This window comes from Nonomuraea rosea, from assembly GCF_039539705.1.
Taxonomy (GTDB): domain Bacteria; phylum Actinomycetota; class Actinomycetes; order Streptosporangiales; family Streptosporangiaceae; genus Nonomuraea; species Nonomuraea rosea.
The window spans coordinates 21,884-45,293 of the sequence record NZ_BAABDQ010000032.1; the positions used below are offsets into that span (position 1 = coordinate 21,884).

Genomic DNA, 23,410 nt, shown 5'->3' on the forward strand with positions numbered 1-23,410 from the left:
GTCAGGTGGTGATGCCCGACGGGATCAGGGCAGGATTGAAGGTCTCCCAGACGAGCATGAACGGGGTGGCGGCGGCGCGGATGAGGTAGACCTTGGACGCGGCCTCAAGCCCTGTGGCGTCCCAGCGGGTCAAGCCCGTGGCGTGCAGCCGGCGGCTGTGATCGATGTCATGGGCGATGAGACCGAGCCCGACGGGCCGGACGGGATCGCTCACCACCCGTCGCAGAAGGGCGTCGTCGCTGAAGGCGATCACCTCGTTGCGGGAGACCGGCGTGTCTCGCTGATCAAGCAGGAGCGAGCGCCGGACGATGGCGGTGGCCCCGTCGGCAAGACCCAGCAGCGCCCGCGGGCCGGCGGGCAGGTGGGCGGCAGGCTGATGGGACAGACTCCGCAGGCTTGCCTTGACCGGGCCGCCGGTCAGCGCCTGGAGCAGGAGTGTGGTCGAACCGTCGCCGGCCAGAAGCACGCGGGTCAGCGCACTGGCGAACTGGCCGATCGGCACCGGCCGCATTCGCGTGGGGAGGCAGGGCGGGCCACCGTATGCCGGCAACGGGTCGCCCCATGGCTCCCGTATGGCGGAAGCATTCTCCTCGTCGGCAAGAGTGTGGCTCGTGCGAACCGGTGCCGACCGCGTCGAGGTCATGCCGACCGGTGTCCGACCAGCAGCTGTCCGGGGGTGTCCGCCGTGGCGCTGAGGTAGAAGTCTCTGATCGCCGCCTTCCAGGCTTCGGTGGCGATGGCGCCGTCGAAGCTCAGCTCGGCGTAGATCCGCTCGACGTGCGGTTCGGCGAAACCGATCGCCGTCATGCAGGCCAGGAAGTCGGCTCGTTCGACCTGGCCGTCCTCGTTCCAGTCGGCCAGGGAGGCGAGGGCGCGGACGTAGGGCTGGGCATAGTGGTCGAAATGAGCATCATCGGGGATGGCCGCCGCGTAATCCTCGAAGGTCACGACGCCGTCGCCGCTGCCCGTCATGGTGACCAGCCCTTGCCAATAGATCCGGCAGCCCTGCAGGAGATCGGTGGCCTTCGCCGAGATCAGGTGCGGGTCTGGGCGGGGGAAGCGGGCCGGACTGGCCGCAAGCGCGTCGATGACGCGTTGGGCCAGCAGGCCGAAGTCCTCCACCTGCAGGCGGCCATCGCCGTCGGAGTCCAAGAGGGAGAAACGAGTCCGCAGCCGGGCCAGGCGCGATGGATGGTCCTCGGGCATCTCTTGCCTCCCTGTGGTGCTGCAGGACAGGGCGCGTGGGCGGGGTTTGCCCACGACTCCAGGCGCACCATAAGTAAAGCTACTACTACTCTGAGTAATGGCAAACGTGGAATGGGACAAGGTTGCCACCACCGTCAAAGAGAGGGGACACGAGTGCCTCGGCCAGCGCGGACATCACCCGGCCCCGCCTACCTCCTCGGCGCGTCGGCCGGCGAACATCAGCGGCTGCTGGCCCAAGGCGCCCTCCTGCGTGACGCCGCGCGTCAGCTGCTGGACCGTCTGCCGCTGGCCGAACGGGCGCACGCCATCGACGTGGGATGCGGGCCCCTGGGCATCCTGGACCTCCTCAGCGACAAGGTCGGCCCTCGCGGCACCGTCGTCGGCCTCGACAACAACGCCCGCATGGCCGCCTGGGCCAGCGAATCCGTCGCCGCCCTCGGCCTGGCCAACGTCACCACCACGCTGGGGAGCCTCCCTTGCGAGGCGGAGCCGCGGTTCGACCTGACGCACTGCCGGCTCGTGCTCATCAACAACGCCGCCCCGGAGGCGATCGTGGCCTCGATGGCGGCCGCCACCCGCCCCGGGGGGTGGATCGCCCTTCAGGAGTTCGACTGGGCCACCTGGCACTGCGAGCCTCCCCACCCCGCCTGGGACGGGCTCAAACTCCTGCTCGCCTCCGTGTTCGGCGGCGACGTGCACATCGGAGCCCGGCTGCCGACCCTGCTCCGAGCAGCCGGCTGCCGGGAGATCCAGACCACGGCGCACGCCTTCTACTGGCGGCCGGGAGACCTTTATCAGACGCTGCTGCTGTACTTCGCCGACCTCTTCGCCGAACGGATCCGCGCCCGTGGCGTCGACCCGCACACCCTGACCAGCCTGACGCACGAGCTCGGCCGGCATCTCGCCCGCCCGACCACCACGGTGCGCGAAAGCCTGCTGGTGCAAGCCTGGGGGCGCAAAGCCGGTTGACCGGGTGCGGGCGGCGGATCCTGCCTGCCGTCTCCGCTTGCCTTTCAGCTCGGGCGGGGCGTTCGCCACGGTGGGAGGGGGTAGCCGACTGCCGGGCCGAGGCGATCAGGAAGATCATCAGCCGTCAGCCGTACCGTCGTCAGCCATTCACCCGCCGGACGGAGAGAGCTTCTACCGTGCCCACGCGCGAAGACCCACACGCGTGCACCTACTCAGAAAGTCTCCCCATGCAACTTCCAGGGTTCATCGCCGACCGGCTGCGATCGGCGCTCGTCCTCTTGACCGCACTGGCCGCCGTGGCGGCGATGCTCGTCGCCATCCAGATCTCTCCCGCGGACGCATCGGCCACCGGCCCGGATGCCGTCCGTCACGCGAACCGCGGCGGGCCGGTGGTCTGGTCGCACCGAGGCGCCTCGAAGAACGCGCCGGAGGAGACCACCGCGGCGTACGGCTACACCCTGCGCGAGTTCGGCAACGCCCTCCTGCGGGTGGGCGACGGCGCCGTCATCGAGCCGGGCAGCCTCTACAAGGTCTACGTCGGCCCTGGCACGGACCGGCCGCATGCGCACTTCAACGGGCTGACCGCGGGGGTGCTCGCCAACACGGTCACCGACCACGTCTATCTGTACGACGCCGGCCGGGTGATGCAGGACCTGTACTCCTACATCGCCTCCTGACCGAGCAGTCGTTGCCTCCGCCGGCAGCCGTGGTGCTCTGGGATCACGGCGGGGGCAACCTCATGTTCCGAGCCGGGAAGTAACCCACTACCCGGCAGTTGGAGCCGCGTCATGCCGCTCGGAAGCTGATCCGGACCCGTAGACCGCCCTCCGGGAGGGCCTGGGCGTCGAGCCGGGCGTCGTGGGCGGCGGCGATGGCTGCCACGATGGACAGCCCCAGCCCCGACCCGCCTTCCTGGCCGGTCCGCGTCGTGAGAAGTCTGCGAAAGGGCTCGAACAGGGAACCGACCTGATCGGCGGGGATGGCCGGCCCGCTGTTGCTCACCCACAGTGTCGGCCGCCCGGCGTCGAGCCCTGTCCGGACCCGCACCCAGCCTCCTTCGGCGGTGTTGTGACGTACGGCGTTGTCCACCAGGTTCGCCGCCAGCCGTTCGACGAGGATTGGATCGCCCGACATGCAGGCCTCGTCCAGGTGCGTCTCCAGCCGTAGCCCGCGCGCGGCGGCGTGCTCGCGGGCGGAGTCGAGGGCGGTGGCGGCGGCCTCGGCCAGGTCGAGGCCGTGGAGCTGATCCAGCCCTCGCTGGCTGCGGGCGAGGGTGAGGAGCGCTTCGATCACCCGCTCCTGGCTCTGGTTGCCGGCCAGGACCCGTTCGCAGACGGCCCGCAGGTCCTGGGCGCTCACGCCGGGGTCCGCGAGGGTGATCTCCAGGAGGCTTCGCTCGAAGGTCAGCGGCGTGCGCAACTCGTGAGAGGCGTTGGCCACGAACGCCCGTTGTGCTGTGAACGCGGCCTCAAGGCGGTCGAGCAGCCCGTCGATCGTGTCCGCCAGGTCCTTGATCTCGTCATCGGGCCCCCGGGCATCCAGGCGCCGATGCAGGTTGCGCGCGGTGATGTCCCGCGCGGTCGTGATGATCGTCCGCAGGGGCCGCAGCACCCGCCCCGCGACCGCCCAGCCGAGCCCGGCGGACACGAACGTCATCAGTACCAGCGCCAGCGCCGACGCCGTCAGGAACTGTCTCATGTCCTCGGCCCGCTGCTGCGCCGGCCCGTACTGAAGGTCCGGCATCGGCGGTGTGATCGTGCCTCGCAGGTCGGGCCGCGCCGGCGGTTCCACCTGAACGAAGGGCAGCACGTGGTCCATGAGCACGTAGGTGATGCCGAGCAGCAGCGCCCCCGTCCCGAGGACGAGCCCGCCGTACAGCAGCGTCAGCCGCAGCCGTACGGTCCACCGCGTGCTGAACAACGTGCGCACCCGTCAGAGCCGGTAGCCGGCGTGCGGGACCGTCTCGACCAGCGGTGGTTCGCCCAGTTTGCGGCGCAGGCGACTGACGGTCACCTTGACGGTGGCGGTGAACGGGTCCGCGGCCTCGTCCCATGCGCGTTCCAGCAGTTCCTCGGCCGAGACCACCCGGCCTTGGGCGGTCAGGAGAAGCTCCAGGACGGCGAACTCCTTGGGGCTCAGCTCCAGCCGGCGGCCGTCGCGCGTGGCGAGGCGGCGCCCGGGGTCGAGGCGGAGCTCGCCGTGCACCAGGATCGGGGGGACGGCGGGTTGCGCGCGCCTGGCGAGGGCCCGGACGCGGGCCACGAGTTCGGCGAAGGCGAAGGGTTTGGGCAGGTAGTCGTCGGCGCCGGCGCTCAACCCGTCGACCCTGTCCTCGATGGTGGCGGCCGCGGTGAGCATCAGCACCCGCGCCGGATACCGCTCCGCCATCAACGTCCGGCACACCTCGTCGCCGTGCAGAGCCGGCAGGTCACGATCGAGCACGACGACCTCGTAGCGGTTGACGGAGGTACGTTGCAACGCCTGCGCGCCGTCGTAGGCCACGTCGACCGCCATGCCCTCGCGGCGTAGCCCGCCCGCCAGCAGGTCGGCGAGCTCGCGGTGATCCTCCACCACCAGCACTCTCATCGCGCATCCCCCAAGATCAGCACCGGCTCCAGTATCCCGGGTGAGGGGTTACACCGAGGTAAAGGCGGCCGTTCCCGCCGCGTAACCGGCATTGCGGTTGAGTGCCTCCAGGTAACCGGCCATCGATCCTTTCAGGAGGGGCTCCATGCCCACCAGCAGCCGATACATAGAACGGCTTTCGGCGGTCGCGGCAGCCGCCGCAATCGTGGTGACGGCGTCCGCGGCGGCCGCCCCGCACTGCGAAGACGTCTGCCTGGCCGCGCCCGTACGGCCCGCCGAGCCGGAGGCGGACAGCGCGACCTTGGACCGGCTGCGCGACGACGTGCGAGCCGTGCGTACGACGGGAGTGGTGGGGGTGCTCGGCGAGGTGGACACGGGATCGGGACGGTTGCCCGCGCGCAGCGGGGTCGCCGGCCTGACTGCCAAGAAGGCCATGCCGCTGAACGGCTACTTCCGGATCGGCAGCACCACCAAGACCTTCGTCGCCACAGTGGTGCTGCAACTGGTGGGCGAGGGCGAATTGTCGCTGGACGACACCGTGGACACGTGGCTGCCGGGCGTCGTACGCGGCAACGGCAACGACGGACGCGAGATCACCGTGCGGCAGCTTCTGCAGCACACCAGCGGCATCCCCGAATACCTGCGGCCGGCCACGTCCGCGGAGCGATGGCGCCAGGCGCGGCTGCGGACCTGGCGGCCCGACCAGCTCGTCGCCCTGGCGATGGAGAACAAGCCGTCGTTCGAGCCCGGCGCGAGGTGGGGCTACTCCAACACCAACTACGTGCTCGCCGGCATGATCATCCGAAAGGTGACCGGGCGCACCTGGGGCGAGGAGATCGAGCGGCGCATCCTGACCCCGCTGGCCCTGCGGCACACCGGAATCCCCGGCGCCGATCCGTACCTGCCGAACCCGCACGCCAAGGCCTACACCCGGTTCACGCCGGACGGCCCGCTGACGGACGTCACCACGCACAACCAGACCCTGGGCGACGCGGCCGGGGCGATGATCAGCACCACCGGTGACCTCAACCGGTTCTTCCGCGCCCTGCTGAGCGGCAGGCTTCTGGCGCCGGCGCAGCTGGCCGCCATGAAGAAGACCGTCCCGGCCAAGGCGCTCCAGGACATGGGCGTCGCCGGCGCCGCCTACGGCCTCGGGCTCATGTACCGGCCGCTGGGCTGCGGCGGCGGCTACTGGGGCCACGGCGGTGACGAGGCCGGCTTCAGCACCAGGGTAGGTGCCGTCCCCGGTGGCGGACGCAGCGTGGCGGTCGAGGTCACCTCCCGCTCTCCCGCCGACCTCGAAGCCTTGCTGCACACCGATCGCGCCCTGACGACGCTGGTCGACCACGCCCTCTGCGGCACCAGCTGAACAACCAGGACAGGCCGGCCTTCCGCCGGGACGAGCCGCCGGTGGACTTCAACCTTGTAGCGACCGGAATGCGAATTCACTTCACGCTAAGAGTGATCGCGCGGTCGTGCTGAGCAACGGCGGCGTGCTGCTTGACCGGCGGTAGGGTCGATGAGCGAGATCACCTTGGCCTGGAGAGAGCTACCGGGCGGCTTGTTAGGATGACCGGCTGGACCTGATCGCTGTCCAGCGGGGCCAGCGTCAACCCCGTACGACACGAGAGGCACAGCACCATGGCGAGCCGGGACGCCACCGCACTCGATGATCCGGTGGGCGCATCACTGCGCGGTCACCACGCCCACCTTGCTCGCAGGCTCGGCAAGGCCGCCACCTACCAGCCGGGGGTCGCGACCTTCTCCGCGGTGACCGCCGACCCGGATCCGCAGGAGTGGGCCGACCTCGCCCGGCTGCTCGGCCGAGGCGAGTTCGCCGACATGTTCAGCTGTGCGGCGACACCGCCGCCGGACTGGGAGCCGGTCTTCGTCCTCGAAGGCCGGCAGATGATCTGGACCGGCGGCAACCGGCCCGGCCGCCTTCCCGCCGGGACCGTCACCGGCCTGGTGGAGCTGGGCGCGGACCACGTACCCGAGATGCTCGACCTCGTCGCGCGGGCCCAGCCGGGGCCGTTCTGGTCGCGTACCCGCGAACTCGGCACCTACCTCGGCGTCCGCGACAACGGCACTCTGGTCGCGATGGCGGGTGAGCGCCTGCGGCCACCGGGATGGACCGAGATCAGCGCCGTCTGCACCGCTCCTGAGGCGCGCGGGCAAGGACACGCCGCCCACCTGGTCGGCGCGCTCGTCGCGCGGATCCTGGCCCGCGGCGAACGTCCCTTCCTGCACGTGGCGGAGGCGAACACCGGTGCGATCGCCCTGTACGAGCGGCTCGGCTTCGAGACCCGCAGGCCCGTGACGTTCCGGGGCTTCCGCACGCCGTGACGGCCTGCGGCGTCCCGCGCGGGCAGCAAGAACGACAGGTGCCCGGGTGTTTCATGGATGAATGAAAGATTGGCTGATCGACGCAACCCCCGCCCAGGCCGGAGCGTCGGCGCATCCGGGACTGGCCGGCGGCCCGGTCTACCTGGACTACAACGCCACCACCCCCGTGGACCCACGGGTGGCCGAGGCGATGCTGCCGTACCTGACGAACCTGTTCGGCAACCCCTCCAGCAGCCACTCCTACGGCGAGCAGCCCGGCGCGGCAGTGGAGCGGGCCCGCGCTCAGGTCGCCGCGCTGATCGGCGCCCGCCCAAGAGAGGTCGTGTTCACCGCCTCCGGCTCGGAGGCCGACCTGCTCGCCCTGCGCGGCGCGGTCATCGCCTCCGGCCATCCGCGCCCGCACGTGATCACCCAGGCCACCGAGCATCCGGCCGTGCTGGAAACGTGCCGCGCGCTGGAGCGCCTGCACGGCGCTCGGGTGACGACGCTGCCGGTGGACGGCGCCGGGCTCCTCGACCCGGCCGTCCTGGAGGCCGCCCTCACCGACGAGACGGTGCTGGTGTCGGTGATGGCCGCCAACAACGAGACCGGCGCTCTGCAGCCCATCGCCGACCTCGCCGCCCTGGCCCGCACCCGTGGCGCGCTGTTCCACTGCGACGCCGCCCAGGCCGCCGGGAAGATCCCGCTCGACGTTCAGGCACTGGACCTGCTGACCGTGGTCGGGCACAAGATGTACGCGCCCAAGGGCATCGGCGCGCTGTACGTACGCGACGGCGTGGCCCTGGAGCCGGTCGTCTACGGCGGCGGGCAGGAGCGCGGCCTGCGCGCCGGCACCGAGAACGTCGCCCTGGCCGTCGCCCTCGGCATCGCCGCCGGCCTGGCCGCGCACGACCTCGCCACAGGCGCGCCCGCCCGCATCGCGCACCTGCGGGATGACCTGCAACGGCGCCTGACGACGGCGCTGCAGGGCCGCGTCCACCTCAACGGTCCCGCCGAGCATCGCCTGCCGAACACGCTGAACATCAGCATCGACGGCGTCCTCGGCCACGACCTGCTCGCCGCCACGCCCTCGGTGGCGGCCTCCACCGGGTCGGCCTGCCACAGCGGCACCCACACCCCGTCCCCCGTGCTGTCGGCCATGGGCCATGACGCCGCCAGAGCGCTGAGTGCGCTGCGGCTGTCGCTGGGCCGCTGGAGCACCGAAGCCGACATCGAGACGGCGGCAGCCGCACTGATCAACGCTGCCCGGATCCGGGAACAGGGGCCGGCCGCACCGGGCCCAGAAGCATGAGCGACCCCTCCGCGCGACGACCGCCCACCCGCAGCGTGCACGCCTCTGCGCAGCGAGCCGATCACCGTACGGCGGTCAAACGGTTGCCCGTCGCCTGGAGAAGCGTGCCGTGCTCGTGCGGCTCCATCGTGCCCCCGAGCACCGACGCCACCTTGCGCACACCGACGAGCAGCAGCCGCCATTCCCCGGGGGCGCCGTGGCGTTCCGCGTGGACGGCGCCGCCCCGCCGCGTCACCGTGAAGGTGCTGCAGGGCCTCCCATCGGGCGAGGGGACGGTGACCGTGACGGTGCGGCCCTCCGCCAGTTCGTACGCCCGCAGGGTGACGCCCGTCCCGTAGTCGTAGTCAGGCCGGTCGCCGATGGCTCCGACCGGGATCACCGCCCCGGGCCGGACCAGCAGCGGCACGCTGTCGAAGGCGTGGGTCTCCCGCACCCACCGGCCGCCGCGCGTCGGCTCTCCTGTGCGGAAGCTCGTCCACGTGCCCTCGGGCACGTAGTACGCCACGTGCCCGCCGTGCGTCAGCACGGGGGCGACCAGCAGGTCGGGGCCGAGCATGTACTGCCGCTCAAGGTGCGTGCAGGAGGGGTCGCCGGGGAACTCGATCGGCATGGCCCGCATCATCGGCACGCCGCCGGTGCAGGCCTCGCGCGCCACCTCGTACAGGTAGGGCATCAGCCGGCACTTCAGCTCGGTGAACGTGCGCAGCACGCGTACCGACTCCTCGTCGAACAGCCACGGCACCCGGTAGGAGTCGTGCCCGTGCAGCCGGCTGTGCGAGGACAGCAGCCCGAACGCGATCCACCGCTTGAACAGCTCGGGCTCCGGCGTGCCGATGAAGCCGCCGATGTCGTGGCTCCAGAAGCCGAACCCGGACATGCCGAGCGACAGCCCGCCGCGCAGGTTCTCCGCCATCGCCTCGAACGTGCACTCGCAGTCACCGCCCCAGTGAACAGGGAAGCGCTGTCCACCGGCGGTGGCCGCGCGCGCGAACACGACGGCCCCGCCCGCACCGAACCGGCTGCGCAGCAGCTCGAAGACGCACTCGTTGAACAGGTACGAGTAGTAGTTGTGCATCCGCTCGGGGTCGGAGCCGTCGAAGTAGGCGACGTCGGTCGGGATGCGCTCGCCGAAGTCGGTCTTGAAACAGTCGACGCCCATGTCGAGCAGCGCGTCGAGCTTGGCCGTCCACCAGTCGCGAGCGGCGGGGTTGGTGAAGTCGACCACGGCCAGCCCCGGCTGCCACAGGTCCCACTGCCACACCTCCTGGTCCGGCCTCTTGAGGAAGTAGCCCTTCGCCTTGCCCTCGGCGAACAGGGGAGAGCGCTGCGCGACGTACGGGTTGATCCACAGGCAGATCCGCAGCCCCCGCTCCTTGAGCCGGGCGAGCATGCCGCGCGGGTCAGGAAAGGTGCGCGGGTCCCACGCGAAATCGCACCACTGGAATTCCCGCATCCAGAAGCAGTCGAAATGGAACACCGACACCGGCAGGTCGCGTTCGCGCATTCCTTCCACAAACCCCGTGACGGTCTCCTCGTCGTAGGAGGTGGTGAAGGACGTGGACAGCCACAGGCCGAAGGACCAGGCGGGTGGCAGCGCCGGCCGCCCGGTGAGCGCGGTGAACTTGCGCAGGATCTCCTTCGGCGTCGGCCCATGGATGACGAAATATTGCAGCGACTGGTCGCGGACGCTGAACTGCACGCGAGAAACGGCCTCCGAGGCCACCTCGAACGACACCTTGCCCGGGTGGTTGACGAAGACTCCGTAGCCGGCGTTCGTCAGGTAGAAAGGCACGCACTTGTACGACTGCTCGGTGCTGGTGCCGCCGTCGGCATTCCAGCTGTCGACGCTCTGCCCGTTCTTCACCATGGGGCCGAAACGTTCGCCGAGCCCGTAGACGAAATGGTCGGCGCCGAGGTCGAGCTGTTCTCTTATGTAATGCGACCCGTCGCCGGTCTCGATGAAAGCCGTGGACTTCGCCCGGCTCGCGGTGAGCACCCGGTCACCGGCGCGGAATTCCACCCGCCACGGCGCGCTCCGGCTCACGTGCGCGGAGAGTGCGCCTGACGCGAGGACGGCCTTCTCCTCCGTCTCATGGACGATGCCTTTCATTCCAGCAAAGGCGGTCACCGGGAATTCGGGTCCGCGCGGGTCGCCTCCGTCCAGGTGCGTGATCGTGACGGCGATGACGTCCGCCATCGGCGCGGTGAACGTCAGCGTCACCAGCGGGCCGGCGAGCAGATCCGTGCGGTCGCGAATCGGCCACACGGTGCCATAGACGCTCAAAGAGCCGGGGCCGCTCTCCACGTCGAGCACGTCGACGGGGGACTGAGATCGGACGCCGGGCAGCATCATCCAATAGCCGTCGGTGAATTTCATCGGCCAGATCATAAGCACGATGACCAGCGACGCGGACGCCGCCGCCAGCGGCACGCCATTCGTGCGCCAGAATCGCCGCCCAGAATGGAGCCCAGAATAGGGGCCGCTGAATGCCCCTTACCACAGGGAAGGAGCGGACCGCATGGTGAAGGTCAGCGAAGAGACCCTGCGCGTCGGCAGCGTCATCGCCTCCGGCGGCGGGAACTGAGGTCAGGCCGCGCGGCCCGTTGACGCGGGCCGCGCTCGACGCGGGAAGGAGGTCAATGCCCGACGACCCGCAGTGGCGGCCGCGCGTGCGAGACAGCGTCATCGTGCAGCGTGACGGTGACGAGCTGCTGTTCATCTTCAGCGCGAGCCGGACGGTGAAACGATTCGCCGTGAACGAGGTGGCGCTGCGGCTGCTGCCGCTCCTCGACGGCAGCCGCACGCTGACCGACCTGTACGAGCTGGCTTCGCCCGAGGAGCTGCGGCCGATCCTCGACGTCCTGCGCGAGGAGCGCATTCTCAGCGGCAGCAGCGACATCGCCGCCGACGCCGCCGACGCGCTCGGATCCGCGCCGGCCGAGCGCTACGACCGCCAGCTCCGCCTTTTCCAGGACTTCTGCGACGAAGGCCTGTCGGACCTCCCCAGCGGTGTGGACCTGCAGCGGGCGCTCGGCGCGGCCACCGTCGCCGTGTGCGGCGCCGGCGGCCTGGGCGGCTGGGTCCTGCACGCGCTCGCCGCCGCTGGGGCCGGCACGATCCGCGTGTGCGACTTCGACCGCGTCGAGCCGTCCAACCTGACGCGCCAGGTGCTCTTCACGACCGCCGACGTCGGCCGGCCCAAGACCGAGGCCGCCGCCGAGCGCATGCGCGCCGTCAACCCCGGCATCGCCGTCGAGCCCGTCGAGCGGAAGATCACCTGCCCGGAGGACCTGGCGGACGTCGTCGCGGGCGCCGACCTGCTGGTCAACTGCGCCGACCAGCCCGACCCGATCGCGCTCGCCGCCATCGTCTCCGCCGCCTGTCAGCCCAGCGTCCCGCACATCATGGGCGCCTCGTACGCCTACCACGTCGGCATCCTCGGCACCACGATCATTCCCGGGCGGACGCCCTGCTGGGAATGCGTTCGCGCCGAGACCCTCGCCGACCACGGGCGGGACCGCGCGGTCACGTACATCGCCAGGCGGGAGCGGGCCGGTGTCACCGGCCCGCAGAGCGGCATGGTCGGCAACCTCCTGGCGTGGGAGGCGATCCGCGTGCTCACCGGGCTGCCGCCCGCCCTGGCCGGCCGGTGGGCCGAGTTCGACTACTGGCCGCTGAGCGTGCACGAACGCCCCATCCCCAGACGGCCTGATTGCCCGGTGTGCGGATGAGGGTCCTGATCCCCGCCGAGGGCACCCGCGGCGAGCTGCAGCCTTGCCTGGCGCTGGCCAAGGCCCTGGACGAGGCCGGGCACGAGGCCACAGTGGCGGCTTTCAGCAGGTCCAGCGAGTACGCGCGAGACTACGGCCCCTACCTGGTCGCGCTCGGGGAGCACGGGCCGATCACGCCGATGAACGACATCGGTCCCAAGATCACTCGCGGCGGGGTCCGCGGCATGCTCGCCAGAGTAGAGCTGGCCCGCGTGCTGCGGCCCGCCCTCCTCCACGTGCTCGACGAGCTGTGGGAGGTCGCCGCCAAGGGCACCGACCTGGTGCTCTGCCTGCCCGGCATCATGGGCGGACACCACCTCGCCGAACGCCTCGGCGTGCCGGGAGTCGCCATGATGCTGGCGCCCTTGTACGTGGCGCGTTCCGACCTGCCCAATCCGCTGCTGCGCCGCCGGGTGCCCAGAAGGCTCAACCGCGGCACGTACGCGTTGTCGCGGGGGCTGGCCCTGCCGTACCAGAGCACCATCGACGCCTGGCGCGAACGCACGCTCGGCCTGCCGCACCGGCCCCGGCAACGCGACCCGCTGCGCCGTCCCGACGGCGGTCCCGCTCCCGTGCTCAACGCCTACAGCCGCCACGTCGTTCCCGCCGCCCCCGACGCGGGCCCGCACGTGTGCACGACCGGCTTCTGGGTGCCCGGCGTCCCAGCGGGCTGGCGGCCGCCGCCGGACCTCGGCGCGTTCATCGCCGGCGGCGAGCCGCCGGTTTACGTCGGGTTCGGCAGCATGTACGGACATCGCCCCGACCAGGCCTGGCACACCGTGCTCACCGCCCTGCGCCGGCTACGCGTGCGCGCTGTCGTGTCGACCGGCTGGGGCGGGCTGCAGACCCGGGGAGCGGCCCAGGACGACGTCCACGTCGTCGGCGACGTACCGCACGCATGGTTGTTCCCCCGCATGGCGGCCGTCGTGCACCACGGCGGCGCGGGCACCACGGCGACCGCGCTCGCCGCCGGAGTCCCGCAGGTCGTCTGCCCGTTCTTCTTCGACCAGCCGTTCTGGGGCGAGCGCATGCACCGCCTGGGTGTCGCGCCGCGCCCGGTGCCGATGCGGTCGCTCACCGCCCCGGCCCTGGCGAACGCCATCGGCGCCGCACTCACCGCCGGCCCTGTTCAGCGGGCCGCGCACCTGGGCGAACTCGTACGGGCCGAGAACGGCGCCGCCGCCGCGGTGGCCCTGCTCGAACGCCTGGCTCAGCGCGGCGGATCCAGCACGTAACGCCCCGTCAGGATCTTCTGGTGCACCCGCTGGAGCCCCGGCCCCGGCTCCAGCCCGAACTCCCGCACGAACATCGCCCGCGCCCTCCGATACGTGGCGACCGCGTCCACTTGACGGCCTGTGACGTAGAGGGCCTGCATGAGCTGTTCCCACAGCCGCTCGCGCAGCGGATGCTGCTCCACCAGCGTGCGGAGCTCGCCGACCAGCCCTGTGTGCCGCCCCAGCCGCAAGTCGATCTCGATCCGGCTCTCCAGCGAGGCCAGGCGCAGCTCGTCGAGCCTGATCGCCTCCGCCCTGATCATCGGCGTCGGTGGAACGCTCGCGAACGCCGGTCCGCGCCACAGCGTCAGAGCCTCGCTCAGCAGCAGCGACGCCTGCTCGAGATTCCCGCCGGCCTCGGCGTCGCGGGCGCGCGCCGCCAGCGCCTCGAACCTGCTGGAATCGATCTGCTCGGCCGCGACCTGGAGGGCATAACCGGCTACCCGCCCTTCGAGCAGCCGCTTGCCGTCGCCCGACACCACCGACAGCGTCCGGCGCAGCCGCAGGATGAGCGAGTGCAGCGTGTTGCGCGCGGTCGCGGGCGCGGCCCCTTCCCACAGCTCCTCGACGAGCCGGTCCGTGGACACCTCCTGGCCGGCCCGGATCAGCATGACGGCGAGCAGCGCCCGTTGCTTGGCGGCGCGCACGACCACTGAACGGCTGTCACCCTGCGCGGCCAGCGGCCCGAGAACGCCGAAGGTTGGCGAATTCATGCTGATTCCTCAGCGGGGAGGCGGGGTTTTCTTCATCAAAGCACGCATAAACCATTCCCGCAAGATCGAACAGGTCCTTGACGATAAGTTATGTTAGTGTTAACATAAATAACTCTCGAAACGCTTCGATTTATTTAATCCTGGGCGTAGTTCGTGCGATCCGCATTAGCGCTTTTAGGCAAGCGGCAATTCTTTTTGCTCTGGGGCGGCCAGACCGTGTCCGCCCTGGGTGACGCCATGGTGATCACCGCGCTCACGTTCGCGGTGCTGGGGATGTCCGATTCTCCGGGCTCTCTCGGGCTGGTCCTGACCGTCATGCACGTGGCCAGGACCGGCAGCTATCTCGTCGGCGGGGTGCTGGGCGACCGCTTCTCCCGGCGTCTGGTCATGATCGTCTCGGACTCGGCCAGAATGCTGACACAGGCCGTCGCCGCACTGCTGCTGATCACCGGCCAGGCGACGTTGTGGTGGCTGGTTCTGCTCGGAGCGGTTTACGGAGGGCTGGCGGGGCTGTTCCGCCCGTCGTCGGCCGGGCTGGTCGCGCAGGTGGCCGAGCCCGGCCGCCTGCAGGAGGCGAACGCGCTGCTCGGCGTGTCCAGGGAGGTCGTCACCATCGCCGGTCCCGCGCTGGCGGCCGTGCTGGTGGTCACCACGGGGCCGGGATGGGTGTTCGCGGCCGACGCGGGAACCTTCGCCGTCGGCATCGCCGCGCTGTCCCGCATGCGGCTGGACGAGCTCCCGATCGAGCGAGGCGGCGGCTTCTGGCACGACGTGTCGAGCGGGCTGCGCGAAGCGTTCCGGCACAGCTGGTACCGGGTCAGCCTCTCCGTGCAGCCGCTGTGGAACTTCGCCAACGCCGTCTTCACGGTCCTCGGTCCCGCCATCGCGTTGCACAGCCTCGGCGGCGTGCTCGACTGGGGGCTCATCAACACCGCCGGCGCGGCCGGCGCCGTCGTCGGCGGGATGCTGGCGCTCAAGGTGGTGTTCCGGCGCCCGCTGGTGGCCGCGAGCGCCGGGCGGCTGGGGCTCGGCGTGCTGCTCGCCGCGATGGCCGTCCCGCTCTCGACCGGGCCGGTCGCTGCGGCGGCGCTCGTCAGCGGGCTCGGGTGGGCGGTCCACGACATCGCCTGGATGGCCACCGTGCAGCGCCGGATACCCGGCAACGCGGTGTCCAGGGCGGTGTCGTACGAGTGGACGGCCGGCCAGCTCATGACCACGGCCGGGTTCGCGCTCGCGGGCCCGCTGAGCGCCGCGTTCGGGATGTCTGGGGTGCTCCTCGCCCTGGCGGGCTTGGTGACGGCCACGTCGCTGCTGCTCCCCGCCCTTCCCGCCGTCTTCAGCGTGAAGGACGGATGACCGGTGCGGTCCTCAGGCCCCGTTGCCGCTGGTGCGGCGGAGATCGCCCGCCGGCGCCCGCGTGACGGCGGTGGCGTCGAGCGTGACGACCAGATCGGGCCCGCCGGACAGCCGCTGCGCCAGGTCCCGCAGCCACCCGTCCACCTCCGGCGTCTGTACGGCGCCCAGCTCGGCGAACACGTCGCCCATCCCGTACGGCCTGCGCGGCATCCGCTCGATCGGCGCCACCCGAGCTCGACCTGCCGCTTCCACGGCTCCTCTGCGCCGTAGCCGGGCCGCGGCACCGTAGCCGCGAGGTCGCTCCTCAGCCGATGCGAGGAAGACACGGGACCGATCCCGCTCGCCCCCGGACACAGACGGTCCCACACGGCGTCGAGGTCATCGCCGAGCGGAGTGGACCAGGCCACGCCTCGATGCCCGTCAGCCACGTGGACGGCGCCATGACCTCAAGGCCGCCTGCATCTTGTGGAGCTCTTTCGTACCGAGGAGCCTTCCGAGCGCCAGCAGCCCACCGGAGACGAGCAGCAGGCTGAATCCCCAGGCGAGCCCGCCGAGAACGGCGCTCACCACCACCCCGGCCATGGCCAGGACGACGACGACGGCGATGACGATACGCATGGCTAGTCCTCGATCGGGCGGCCGAAGGTGACGGCCTCCAGTACGGACCGCGGTGCCGAGGCGCGGAGGGCGGCGTCGGGACGTGCGCCGAGCGCGTCGTTGACGGTCGAGAACGCGATCCGCAGCGCCACGAACACGGTGACCGCGAAGATCTGGCCGTCGTCGAACCCCGCCTCCCGCAACACGCGCACGTCCGCCTGGCCGATCCCGTGGGGATCGCGTGCCACCGTCCGCGCCCAGTGCGCCAGCGCCCGCTCGCCGGGCGTCAACCCGTCGTCGTCGCCCCGCAGCACCCCCGATGCCGTACGGGCGTCGGCGACCTCGGCCAGCTTGCCTCCCCAGGCCAGCGAGCAGTACGAGTCCCCGAAGGCCGACGCGCAGGCGGTCACCAGGATGCCGCGCGTGCGCAGGTCGAGCCGGCCCGCTTCGACGGTCTGCTGCACCAGGTCGAACAGCCCCGTCTTGGTGTCCGGTTGGTAGGCCCACAGCCGGGTGAGATTCATGACGTGGCCGCGCTCGGCCAGGTCCTCGTCGAACAGCCGCTGCGCCTCCGGCGTCATCTCCGGAGGCTCAAGGAATCCGCTCATAGGTGTTCTCCCCTCTCTCGAAGGGAGCATCGTCGAGCGTGCTTGCCAAACGATTGCCAGCCGCTGATAGCCGAAGGTGGAGGGCCGCCTCCACGCGAGCACGGTGCCGCCCAGCTCCGCTGTCGCGTCCGCCGTGCCCGGGTCACGCACCACGCGTCGCACGGCGGCGTGCATGGCGCCCGCCATCAGCTCGAAAGGTCAGGTCGAGCAACGACGGGCGCGTCGAGGTGCGTTGCGACACCGTTCCCGCCTCCATCGGGCCCCGCAGTGAGGGCGTGCCCGTCACGCTCCGCGCCGGCTGACGCTCAGCCGCCGAGGCCGCCGAGGGCGGCGGGGACGCACGGTTTCACGGGCGAGCCGGCCTTGGCCAGCCAGGAGCCCATGCGCCAGAGCACCTCGGCGTTCTCGCCGTCGCTGAACTCCAGCACGAGCGTCTCGTGCGGCCTGATGTACTCCGGGAAGATCTGGAACGCGCCCGGGCCCCCCCGGATGGCCTTGAACGAACGCGCCCTGGCCACCTGCTTGCGCAGCTCTTCCGGGCCGACGGGAGGCCCGCCGTAGGACTCGTCCACGCCGGTGAATCGAGGGGCGACGCAGTGCGTACCCGGTGCCAGGAACGTCACGTCGGCGTTGATGCCCGCCTTGCCCAGCTCGGCCTCCAGGCCCTCGGGATCGCGCAGCTCGCTGAGGGTCACCGTGAGCGTGCCGTCGGGGCTCTTGGACACCGCGTACGCCGAGGTCCCGGTGCCGGCGACCAGGGCGGTGGCGGCGACGCCCGCCGCGACGCCCGCCGCGATCGCCAGCCGGGGCACCGTGACGACGCGGCGCCGGGGGTGCATCCCGTCGAGCAGCCGCCGTCGCGCCCCGGAGAGATCCTCCGGGGTGGCCGGCGGGATGCTCGCCCACATGGTCTTGAGATCGTCCATGGTCATGTCGCGCGTTCTCCTTGGTCCAGGGTCTGACGGATCTGGGCGCGGGCCCGGTTGAGCCGTGAGGCGACGGTGCCCAGCGGGATGGCGAGGGCGTCGGCGACCTCCTGGTAGCTCAGCTCGGCCCAGGCGATGAGCAGCAGCACGTCGCGATCGGCCCGGGTGAGCTTCAGCAGGGCCCGCGCCAGCGGCCGGTTGACGGCCAGGGTGTTGACCCCGTTCTCGACCTGGCCGCCCGGTATCTCCGCCGGGTGCACGCCGCTGCGGATGTAGGCGCGATAGAGGCTCGTCTCGGCGCGCCGTCGTTTGCCGATCACGTTGGAGGCGATCCCGTACAGCCACGGGCATGCGTCGGGGCGGCCCCTGTCGTAATCGCCCCGGCGCTGGAAGGCGGTCAGAAAGGTGTCGGCGACGACGTCCTCGGCCTCGCCCGGTCCCAGCCGCCTGGTGGCGTAGTGGTGCAGCCGGGGCGCATGCCGGTCGAACAGGACGGCGAAGACCTCCGGCTCGTTCAGCGACCTCTCGATGAGGGTCGCGTCATCGAGCTCGACGACTTCGCGGGAACTTGTCATGCATGTCGGCCTTTCTTGGCGTATGCGGTTATCTGTAATTACCGCGCCGAGCCGAAATGCTTCACGGACTTCCGTCATCCGCTGCTCGCCCGCCGCCTGGCCTTCCGGGGCAGGGGCGCCGCCGGTCAGGAGCGGCGCGGATCGTAGCCCTGGAACTCGACCAGGCGGATGCGGCTGCGCGGCAGCAGGGGGAGCCCGCTGCCGGAGTCCAGCACCACGCGGCGGCCCAGGGGCTCGCGCAGCGTGATGTCGATCTGATCGGTCTTCCCCATCGCGTTGCAGAACTTCACGTCGTCGTCCCGGCGGACGTCGACGTCCACGACCACCGCTTCCGGCGTCTCGTGGACCCGCGAGCCGTACGTCGTGTCACAAGTGCCGTGCAGGTAGCTCACCCGGAGCTCGGCCGGCGCGCGGACCTCGTACGTGATCATCGACTGGACCCCGCCGTCCAGCGGCTGCGGCGGCCCGCCCATCGCGGCCGGGGCCACGGCGACCCGCCGGAACGGCTCCCGCACATCCTTCACGGTGAACTCCCACGTCGGCACCCGCACGTCCCCCCGGCTGCTGGGCATCGTGGCCTCGCCCCGCGCCACCGCGATCACCCGTAGCCGCCGGCAGCCTTTGGCCGGGCACTCCTCATCGGCGAAGGACCTGGGCTTGCTGAGCCCCGCGTAGGCGGCGGTGGCCGCCAGGACCGGCACGCTCAGCGTGCCTCCGTCCGCCCAGCGCAGCTCGGCCGGGGCAGGCGTCTCGGCCGGGAGCTCGGTCTCCAGCTTCCAGGCGCTGTTGATCAGGCTCCGGCCCACCCAGTGAGGCGTACGTTCCCAGGCAAGCTCCATGGTCAGGTTCCGCAGCGGGACGAATCCCTCGATCCAGGCTGTGCGCTCCGGTGAGTTCTGCCAGTGTTCGGCGACCGCGCGGGCGCGGTGGGCGAACTCGTCGGCAGCGACCGGTGCTCGGGCGGAACCGCAGGCCGCCGCCAGCACGAGGAGCGCCGCGGCTGGGAATATCCGCATATTTCGGTAGACGTGCTGGCTGATCTCCAGGTTCACTTGCCGCTTTGGGGGCGGGTCAGTGCCTTTCCGCTCGGGTCAGGGCCTTCCCGCTCGGGTCAGTGCCTTCCCGCTCGGGCGAGTGCCTCCTCCGCCTGCGCCGCGATCGTTCCGACGAGATCGGCCGCGGAGGGGAGGTCGTTGATGAGATCGACGGCCTCGCCGGCCCACACCGGCAGCGCGGGGATCTCGCCGCGCGCCACGCCCTCCTGGTAGTCCTGCTTGGCCCGGGGATCGGCGGCGAGCTCGGCTTCCCGGCCGCGCCATCGATCAAGGAAGGGGTGGCCGAGGGTGCGGGCGGTGTACTGCGCCGGCCACCGGGAGCCCCGGGCGATGTCCAGTACCCGGCTGCGTTCGGTGTCCTCGCCGCGTCCCTCGATGATCGCCTCGGCGACCGAGGGGGCCACCAGAGCCTCGGTCGTGGCCTGGAAGCGGGTGCCGAGGAGCGCCCCGGCCGCCCCCAGGGCCAGGACGGCGGCCACGCCGCGGCCATCGGCGATCCCGCCGGCCGCCAGCACCGGCACCGGTGCCACCAGGTCCACCACGACCGGCACGAACGGCAGCGTCGAACGCCCGCGCCGAGCGCCATGCCCGCCGCTTTCGGCGCCCTGCGCCACGATGACGTCCGCTCCGACGTCCACCGCCCGCCGAGCCTCCTCCAGGTCGGTGACCTGGATGATCAGCGCCGTACCGGCCCGGCGGACGCGTTCGGCGAACGGCCCCGGGTCGCCGAAGGACAACATCACCGCCCGGGGGCTGTGCTCCAGCGCGAGCTCAACGGTCTCGACGTCGATCGCCCAGGACTGGAAACCGATCCCCCACGCCTTTCCGGCGCCTTCGGCCACGATCGGCAGCTCGCGGGCCAGCCACTCCCGGTCCCCGGTGCCGCCGCCCAGCATCCCGAGCCCGCCGCCGCGAGACACCGCCGCCGCCAGCGCCCCGCCGGCCGACCCGCCCATCGGCGCCAGCACGATGGGGTGCCGCACACCGAAATACTTCGTGAATGCCGTCGACAACGCCATGACCACCATCATCGGCCCTTATCGCGGCGCACGTGGATCCGCGTCCCAGATCATGACATGCGGGCCCACGTCCTGGAAGCGGGCGGTGGGGAAGACCTCCCGGTAGATCCGCTCGAACTGCTCCCGGCTGAGGTAGCGGTCGCTGACCCGGTGGTCCAGCCACGCCCCGGTGGACAGCCGGAAGATCTCGCCCGCCTCCGCCGGGCCCCGCCGTACGAGATCGCGAAGAAGCCTGCGTACCTCGCCTCCATAGAGCCACCAGCGGGGGTTGGCGGGACGCGGCGAGACGGTGTCGGCGAGCACGGCCCGCCCGCCCGGTGCGATCAGCGACTTGATGTGGCGCAAGGCGGCCCGCAGGTCCGGGACGTGGTGCAGGGTCGCGACACTGAGCACGAAGTCGTAGCGGTCCGTCGCCTCGACGTTGAGAAGGTCCGCCCGCCGGTAGCTGATGTTGTCCCGGGCGCGTCTGGCCCGCGCCAGCTCGATCATCGGGCCGGAGAGGTCGACGGCGTCGACGTGCGCGAACCGCTCCGCGAGGACCACCGCGTGCCGCCCGGCGCCGCAGCCCAGGTCCAGTGCCCGCCCGCCGCCGGCGGTCAGCACCGTCGGCAGCCACCTCCCCGGACCGCCGCCCCGAAGCTCGTGCAATCGCTCGTACTGCTCGGCGATCCGGTCGAAGGACTGCGCGTCGGTACGGTCGGGCATCTGATCTCCTGTCAGCCGTCGTTCCGGCGGCGGTAGTCGCGGGGGGACGCGCCGGTCACCCGGCGCCGCCCGGCGCTGGGCGGCCGACGGCATCACCGCGAACGCCCTCGAACCCGGCTACATCCACACCAACCTGCAGCGGCACGTCGACGATGCCACCATGCGGGAGCTGGGTGCGATGGACGACGAGGGGAACCTCCTGACCCCGGACTTCTTCAAGACTCCGGAGCAGGGCGCCGCGACCTCGGTGCTGCTCGCCGGGTCCCCGCCGCTGGACGGTGTGACCGGCCGGTTCTTCTCGGACAACCAGGAGGCCGAGGCGGTGCGGGGCGGCCCGGACGCGACCGCCGGCGTCGCCGCCTGGTCGCTCGACCCGTCCGCCGCCGACCGCCTCTGGGACTACGGCACGGCGGCCTGGCATCCCCGTGACTGATCGAACGACGACTGGGTAGGCGACGGGCTTTCACGCCATCCAGGAAAGGATCGATCATGGCGGGCCAGGCGAACAGCCGAGACGTCGTACAGCGGCCTGATGGCAGCTGGGCGGTCACCAAGCCCGGCGCCGAGCGCGCGCTCTACACGGCGCCCACACAGGCCGACGCGGTGCGGCGGGCCGGTGAGCTGCTGAGCCGGGACGGTGGCGGTGAGCTGCGCATCCACGGCACCGACGGTCAGGTACGCGACCAGCGGACCATCGCCCCGGGCAACGACCCCAACCCGCCCAAAGGCTGACGGGCGGCCGTGATTCCGCACACGGGCCTGAAGGCCGCGCAGAAGTTCGACAGGCAGGTCCGCGTGGACACGTTCGGCAGAAGGGAACCGTCACGATGCCGCCCCGTCTTCAACTGACCGCGGTGACGGTCGGGACGTCGCAACCGCGGGAGCTCGCCCGTTTCTACGCCCAACTGCTCGCCTGGCCCGTGACGGAGGAGCAGGGTCCGGGCCCGGGCGAGCCCGCGGAGGCGGGGTGGGCGCAGATCCGGCCCCCGCGGGGCGAGCCCGGTCCCGGCGTCGGCTTCGAATACGAGCGGTCGTACGCCCGGCCGGTGTGGCCGAGCGAGCCGGGCAAGCAGAACGCGTCACAGCATCTCGACATCAAGGTCGACGACCTGCCCGCAGCCGTCGAGTGGGCGCTGGCCTGCGGGGCGGTCCTGGCCGGGCTTCAGCCGCAGGACGACGTCCGGGTGATGCTGGATCCCGACGGGCATCCCTTCTGTCTCTTCCTTTGAGCGGGGATCGGCGCGGCCTGCCGTGACGCGTGTTATGTTCCGGGAGTAACACGCCCTCTCGTTCACTCTTGGTCGATCGCAGACCGTCGCCCGCGCTGGGTGCGAGATGCTTGAGGAACGCTGATCGCATGTGCCCTTCCCGGACCGGCATGCTGGCATGGCTGAGGACGGCCGGCGCCATCGTCGTGATCATCGGCCTCTACTTCGTCGCGCCGATGCCCTGGGCACGTTCGGAAGCCGACCAGCCCGGACTGCGTGCCGCCGTGTGCCTGGCGGGGCTGGTCGTCCTGACCTGGCTGCTCACGCGTCAGGTCAGGCGTGCGCTGCAGCCCGAACGGCTCTTCGCGGAGCGGCTGGAAGTCCTGCTGATCATCGTCAGCCTCGTGGTGGTCTTCTTCGCGGCGACCTACTTCCTGATAGCCGATCAGTTCGCCGGCCTCCGTACGCGGCTGGACGCGCTGTACTTCTCGGTGACGACGCTGGGCACGCTCGGGTACGGCGACATCGTCCCCATCGGGCAGGGGGCCAGGGTCGCGGTCATGGTCCAAGTGGTCTTCGACCTGATCATCGTGACCTCGGCCTTGACGATCGTCGTCGGCGGCATGCGGCGCCCCGGGAAGTCGTGAGGCCTTTGTCAAGGTGACGCCATCCGACCGCTGAATCTCCCTATGTAGCGCCTTGTGGCCATTCTGCTGGGGCACGCAGCGAACGGGGAAGCCTGGCGATCCCGCTGAACATCGGCTACGCCCAGATCGCCGGCCTGCCACCGGTGGTCGGCCTCCTCACCGCGTCGCCACGCCGAGGAGCGGGGCTATCCCCTGGACGCCAACCGGGAGCTCCGCGCCTTCGGCCTGGCCGACGTCGCCGCCGGCCTCACCCAGTCGATGACCACCGGCTCCAGCGCCTCCCGCACGGCGGCCATGGACGCCACCTGCTGCCCCGGCCGCAGGGTGCCGCCGGGCGCCACGGCGTCGACCACCCCCGCGGCCTCGATGCCGGGCACACGCGGGAACGTCATCCCCTCGGCGAGGCCGATGCGGGTGTGCAGCTCGGACCGGTTGAGGCCGAATGCCTCGACCCGGACGCGGCCCCAGCCGGGCTTGGGGCGCGGCAGGGGCCGCTCGGCCAGCTCCAGGTTCTCGACCGGACCGGGCTCGCGGAGCACGACGGCCCGCATGTACTCA

General features: G+C 71.2%; 26 protein-coding genes and 1 pseudogene. 12 read left to right on the plus strand and 15 right to left on the minus strand.

Going from position 1 to position 23,410, the window contains the following annotated elements; all coding sequences use genetic code 11:
• Position 1: 1 nt before the first annotated feature.
• Positions 2-502 (minus strand): hypothetical protein, encoded by a 501-nt coding sequence (locus ABEA43_RS47325; RefSeq protein ID WP_345572653.1) that lies wholly within the window; start codon positions 500-502, stop codon positions 2-4.
• Positions 503-639: 137 nt separating this feature from the next.
• Positions 640-1,206, minus strand: a complete 567-nt coding sequence (locus tag ABEA43_RS47330) for an EF-hand domain-containing protein (protein WP_345572654.1) — start codon at positions 1,204-1,206, stop codon at positions 640-642.
• Between the two features lie 153 nt (positions 1,207-1,359).
• On the opposite strand from ABEA43_RS47330, the gene ABEA43_RS47335 reads away from it, so the two are divergent.
• Positions 1,360-2,175, plus strand: coding sequence for a methyltransferase domain-containing protein (locus tag ABEA43_RS47335; protein WP_345572655.1), 816 nt, complete (start codon positions 1,360-1,362; stop codon positions 2,173-2,175).
• A gap of 227 nt (positions 2,176-2,402) precedes the next feature.
• Positions 2,403-2,852 carry a lamin tail domain-containing protein gene (locus tag ABEA43_RS47340; protein WP_345572656.1) on the plus strand — a complete coding sequence of 150 codons (450 nt, stop codon included), beginning with the start codon at positions 2,403-2,405 and terminating at the stop codon, positions 2,850-2,852.
• 109 nt (positions 2,853-2,961) lie between these two features.
• On the opposite strand, the gene ABEA43_RS47345 is transcribed toward ABEA43_RS47340, so the two are convergent.
• Together ABEA43_RS47345 and ABEA43_RS47350 are read right to left on the minus strand one after the other, a co-directional pair.
• A complete protein-coding gene (locus ABEA43_RS47345; protein ID WP_345572657.1) occupies positions 2,962-4,104 on the minus strand; it encodes a sensor histidine kinase in 1,143 nt (380 codons plus the stop codon).
• 3 nt (positions 4,105-4,107) lie between these two features.
• A complete protein-coding gene (locus ABEA43_RS47350; protein WP_345572658.1) occupies positions 4,108-4,761 on the minus strand; it encodes a response regulator transcription factor in 654 nt (217 codons plus the stop codon).
• 145 nt (positions 4,762-4,906) lie between these two features.
• On the opposite strand from ABEA43_RS47350, the gene ABEA43_RS47355 reads away from it, so the two are divergent.
• The 3 genes from ABEA43_RS47355 to ABEA43_RS47365 all read left to right on the plus strand — a co-directional run bounded on the left by ABEA43_RS47355 (position 4,907) and on the right by ABEA43_RS47365 (position 8,398).
• Positions 4,907-6,130, plus strand: a complete 1,224-nt coding sequence (locus tag ABEA43_RS47355) for a serine hydrolase domain-containing protein (protein ID WP_345572659.1) — start codon at positions 4,907-4,909, stop codon at positions 6,128-6,130.
• A gap of 272 nt (positions 6,131-6,402) precedes the next feature.
• Positions 6,403-7,107, plus strand: coding sequence for a GNAT family N-acetyltransferase (locus tag ABEA43_RS47360; RefSeq protein WP_345572660.1), 705 nt, complete (start codon positions 6,403-6,405; stop codon positions 7,105-7,107).
• Between the two features lie 61 nt (positions 7,108-7,168).
• Positions 7,169-8,398, plus strand: a complete 1,230-nt coding sequence (locus ABEA43_RS47365; protein WP_345572661.1) for a cysteine desulfurase family protein — start codon at positions 7,169-7,171, stop codon at positions 8,396-8,398.
• 61 nt (positions 8,399-8,459) lie between these two features.
• On the opposite strand, the gene yicI is transcribed toward ABEA43_RS47365, so the two are convergent.
• Positions 8,460-10,775: an alpha-xylosidase gene (gene yicI, locus ABEA43_RS47370; RefSeq protein WP_345572662.1), complete on the minus strand. Its 2,316-nt coding sequence runs from the start codon at positions 10,773-10,775 to the stop codon at positions 8,460-8,462.
• Positions 10,776-11,038: 263 nt separating this feature from the next.
• On the opposite strand from yicI, the gene ABEA43_RS47375 reads away from it, so the two are divergent.
• Both ABEA43_RS47375 and ABEA43_RS47380 read left to right on the plus strand, forming a co-directional pair.
• Positions 11,039-12,130 (plus strand): HesA/MoeB/ThiF family protein, encoded by a 1,092-nt coding sequence (locus ABEA43_RS47375; protein WP_345572663.1) that lies wholly within the window; start codon positions 11,039-11,041, stop codon positions 12,128-12,130.
• Entirely contained in the window at positions 12,127-13,404 is a 1,278-nt protein-coding gene (locus ABEA43_RS47380; protein ID WP_345572664.1) for a glycosyltransferase, read from the plus strand. Before ABEA43_RS47375 ends, ABEA43_RS47380 begins: the two co-directional genes overlap by 4 nt.
• Here ABEA43_RS47380 and ABEA43_RS47385 read toward each other — a convergent pair.
• Positions 13,380-14,156 carry an AfsR/SARP family transcriptional regulator gene (locus tag ABEA43_RS47385; RefSeq protein WP_345572665.1) on the minus strand — a complete coding sequence of 259 codons (777 nt, stop codon included), beginning with the start codon at positions 14,154-14,156 and terminating at the stop codon, positions 13,380-13,382. The two genes, ABEA43_RS47380 and ABEA43_RS47385, sit on opposite strands and share 25 nt — an antisense overlap.
• A 153-nt stretch (positions 14,157-14,309) precedes the next feature.
• Between ABEA43_RS47385 and ABEA43_RS47390 the strand changes: the two genes are divergently transcribed.
• Positions 14,310-15,512: an MFS transporter gene (locus ABEA43_RS47390; protein ID WP_345572666.1), complete on the plus strand. Its 1,203-nt coding sequence runs from the start codon at positions 14,310-14,312 to the stop codon at positions 15,510-15,512.
• A gap of 12 nt (positions 15,513-15,524) precedes the next feature.
• Here the strand turns inward: ABEA43_RS47390 and ABEA43_RS47395 are convergent, their stop codons facing one another.
• The 8 genes from ABEA43_RS47395 to ABEA43_RS47430 all read right to left on the minus strand — a co-directional run bounded on the left by ABEA43_RS47395 (position 15,525) and on the right by ABEA43_RS47430 (position 20,997).
• Positions 15,525-15,764: a hypothetical protein gene (locus ABEA43_RS47395; protein WP_345572667.1), complete on the minus strand. Its 240-nt coding sequence runs from the start codon at positions 15,762-15,764 to the stop codon at positions 15,525-15,527.
• A gap of 168 nt (positions 15,765-15,932) precedes the next feature.
• The gene (locus ABEA43_RS47400) at positions 15,933-16,130 is read right to left on the minus strand and encodes a hypothetical protein (RefSeq protein WP_345572668.1); all 198 of its coding nucleotides are present in this window, start codon (positions 16,128-16,130) and stop codon (positions 15,933-15,935) included.
• A gap of 2 nt (positions 16,131-16,132) precedes the next feature.
• Positions 16,133-16,717 carry a carboxymuconolactone decarboxylase family protein gene (locus ABEA43_RS47405; protein WP_345572669.1) on the minus strand — a complete coding sequence of 195 codons (585 nt, stop codon included), beginning with the start codon at positions 16,715-16,717 and terminating at the stop codon, positions 16,133-16,135.
• A 305-nt stretch (positions 16,718-17,022) separates the two neighbouring features.
• Positions 17,023-17,649, minus strand: a complete 627-nt coding sequence (locus ABEA43_RS47410; RefSeq protein ID WP_345572670.1) for a hypothetical protein — start codon at positions 17,647-17,649, stop codon at positions 17,023-17,025.
• Positions 17,646-18,218: an RNA polymerase sigma factor gene (locus tag ABEA43_RS47415; protein WP_345572671.1), complete on the minus strand. Its 573-nt coding sequence runs from the start codon at positions 18,216-18,218 to the stop codon at positions 17,646-17,648. The genes ABEA43_RS47410 and ABEA43_RS47415 overlap by 4 nt, the downstream gene beginning before the upstream one ends.
• A 125-nt stretch (positions 18,219-18,343) precedes the next feature.
• Positions 18,344-19,270 carry a hypothetical protein gene (locus ABEA43_RS47420; protein WP_345572672.1) on the minus strand — a complete coding sequence of 309 codons (927 nt, stop codon included), beginning with the start codon at positions 19,268-19,270 and terminating at the stop codon, positions 18,344-18,346.
• A gap of 59 nt (positions 19,271-19,329) precedes the next feature.
• Positions 19,330-20,292, minus strand: coding sequence for an NAD(P)H-dependent flavin oxidoreductase (locus tag ABEA43_RS47425; RefSeq protein WP_345572673.1), 963 nt, complete (start codon positions 20,290-20,292; stop codon positions 19,330-19,332).
• An 18-nt stretch (positions 20,293-20,310) separates the two neighbouring features.
• Entirely contained in the window at positions 20,311-20,997 is a 687-nt protein-coding gene (locus ABEA43_RS47430; RefSeq protein ID WP_345572674.1) for a class I SAM-dependent methyltransferase, read from the minus strand.
• 160 nt (positions 20,998-21,157) lie between these two features.
• Between ABEA43_RS47430 and ABEA43_RS47435 the strand changes: the two genes are divergently transcribed.
• From ABEA43_RS47435 to ABEA43_RS47450, 4 genes are all read left to right on the plus strand, one after another.
• Positions 21,158-21,430, plus strand: coding sequence for an SDR family NAD(P)-dependent oxidoreductase (locus ABEA43_RS47435; RefSeq protein WP_345572675.1), 273 nt, complete (start codon positions 21,158-21,160; stop codon positions 21,428-21,430).
• 56 nt (positions 21,431-21,486) lie between these two features.
• Positions 21,487-21,729: a DUF2188 domain-containing protein gene (locus ABEA43_RS47440; protein WP_345572676.1), complete on the plus strand. Its 243-nt coding sequence runs from the start codon at positions 21,487-21,489 to the stop codon at positions 21,727-21,729.
• Positions 21,730-21,824: 95 nt separating this feature from the next.
• The gene (locus ABEA43_RS47445; RefSeq protein ID WP_345572677.1) at positions 21,825-22,226 is read left to right on the plus strand and encodes a VOC family protein; all 402 of its coding nucleotides are present in this window, start codon (positions 21,825-21,827) and stop codon (positions 22,224-22,226) included.
• A gap of 149 nt (positions 22,227-22,375) precedes the next feature.
• Positions 22,376-22,852: a potassium channel family protein gene (locus tag ABEA43_RS47450; RefSeq protein ID WP_345572678.1), complete on the plus strand. Its 477-nt coding sequence runs from the start codon at positions 22,376-22,378 to the stop codon at positions 22,850-22,852.
• A 311-nt stretch (positions 22,853-23,163) separates the two neighbouring features.
• Here ABEA43_RS47450 and ABEA43_RS68345 read toward each other — a convergent pair.
• Positions 23,164-23,403 (minus strand): annotated as a pseudogene (locus ABEA43_RS68345) (alcohol dehydrogenase catalytic domain-containing protein); the annotation flags it as partial.
• Positions 23,404-23,410 lie beyond the last annotated feature (7 nt).

What these genes read in the sequence shown, in the direction of transcription:
- ABEA43_RS47385 (WP_345572665.1), bottom strand. Translation starts at nt 14,156, where the DNA reads ATGAATTCGCCAACCTTCGGCGTTCTCGGGCCGCTGGCCGCGCAGGGT.
- ABEA43_RS47440 (WP_345572676.1), top strand. Translation starts at nt 21,487, where the DNA reads ATGGCGGGCCAGGCGAACAGCCGAGACGTCGTACAGCGGCCTGATGGC.
- ABEA43_RS47410 (WP_345572670.1), bottom strand. Translation starts at nt 17,649, where the DNA reads ATGACCATGGACGATCTCAAGACCATGTGGGCGAGCATCCCGCCGGCC.
- ABEA43_RS47400 (WP_345572668.1), bottom strand. Translation starts at nt 16,130, where the DNA reads ATGCGTATCGTCATCGCCGTCGTCGTCGTCCTGGCCATGGCCGGGGTG.
- yicI (WP_345572662.1), bottom strand. Translation starts at nt 10,775, where the DNA reads ATGAAATTCACCGACGGCTATTGGATGATGCTGCCCGGCGTCCGATCT.
- ABEA43_RS47405 (WP_345572669.1), bottom strand. Translation starts at nt 16,717, where the DNA reads ATGAGCGGATTCCTTGAGCCTCCGGAGATGACGCCGGAGGCGCAGCGG.
- ABEA43_RS47445 (WP_345572677.1), top strand. Translation starts at nt 21,825, where the DNA reads ATGCCGCCCCGTCTTCAACTGACCGCGGTGACGGTCGGGACGTCGCAA.
- ABEA43_RS47375 (WP_345572663.1), top strand. Translation starts at nt 11,039, where the DNA reads ATGCCCGACGACCCGCAGTGGCGGCCGCGCGTGCGAGACAGCGTCATC.
- ABEA43_RS47365 (WP_345572661.1), top strand. Translation starts at nt 7,169, where the DNA reads ATGAAAGATTGGCTGATCGACGCAACCCCCGCCCAGGCCGGAGCGTCG.
- ABEA43_RS47330 (WP_345572654.1), bottom strand. Translation starts at nt 1,206, where the DNA reads ATGCCCGAGGACCATCCATCGCGCCTGGCCCGGCTGCGGACTCGTTTC.
- ABEA43_RS47415 (WP_345572671.1), bottom strand. Translation starts at nt 18,218, where the DNA reads ATGACAAGTTCCCGCGAAGTCGTCGAGCTCGATGACGCGACCCTCATC.
- ABEA43_RS47450 (WP_345572678.1), top strand. Translation starts at nt 22,376, where the DNA reads ATGCTGGCATGGCTGAGGACGGCCGGCGCCATCGTCGTGATCATCGGC.
- ABEA43_RS47430 (WP_345572674.1), bottom strand. Translation starts at nt 20,997, where the DNA reads ATGCCCGACCGTACCGACGCGCAGTCCTTCGACCGGATCGCCGAGCAG.
- ABEA43_RS47360 (WP_345572660.1), top strand. Translation starts at nt 6,403, where the DNA reads ATGGCGAGCCGGGACGCCACCGCACTCGATGATCCGGTGGGCGCATCA.
- ABEA43_RS47355 (WP_345572659.1), top strand. Translation starts at nt 4,907, where the DNA reads ATGCCCACCAGCAGCCGATACATAGAACGGCTTTCGGCGGTCGCGGCA.
- ABEA43_RS47350 (WP_345572658.1), bottom strand. Translation starts at nt 4,761, where the DNA reads ATGAGAGTGCTGGTGGTGGAGGATCACCGCGAGCTCGCCGACCTGCTG.
- ABEA43_RS47425 (WP_345572673.1), bottom strand. Translation starts at nt 20,292, where the DNA reads ATGGCGTTGTCGACGGCATTCACGAAGTATTTCGGTGTGCGGCACCCC.
- ABEA43_RS47340 (WP_345572656.1), top strand. Translation starts at nt 2,403, where the DNA reads ATGCAACTTCCAGGGTTCATCGCCGACCGGCTGCGATCGGCGCTCGTC.
- ABEA43_RS47380 (WP_345572664.1), top strand. Translation starts at nt 12,127, where the DNA reads ATGAGGGTCCTGATCCCCGCCGAGGGCACCCGCGGCGAGCTGCAGCCT.
- ABEA43_RS47435 (WP_345572675.1), top strand. Translation starts at nt 21,158, where the DNA reads ATGCGGGAGCTGGGTGCGATGGACGACGAGGGGAACCTCCTGACCCCG.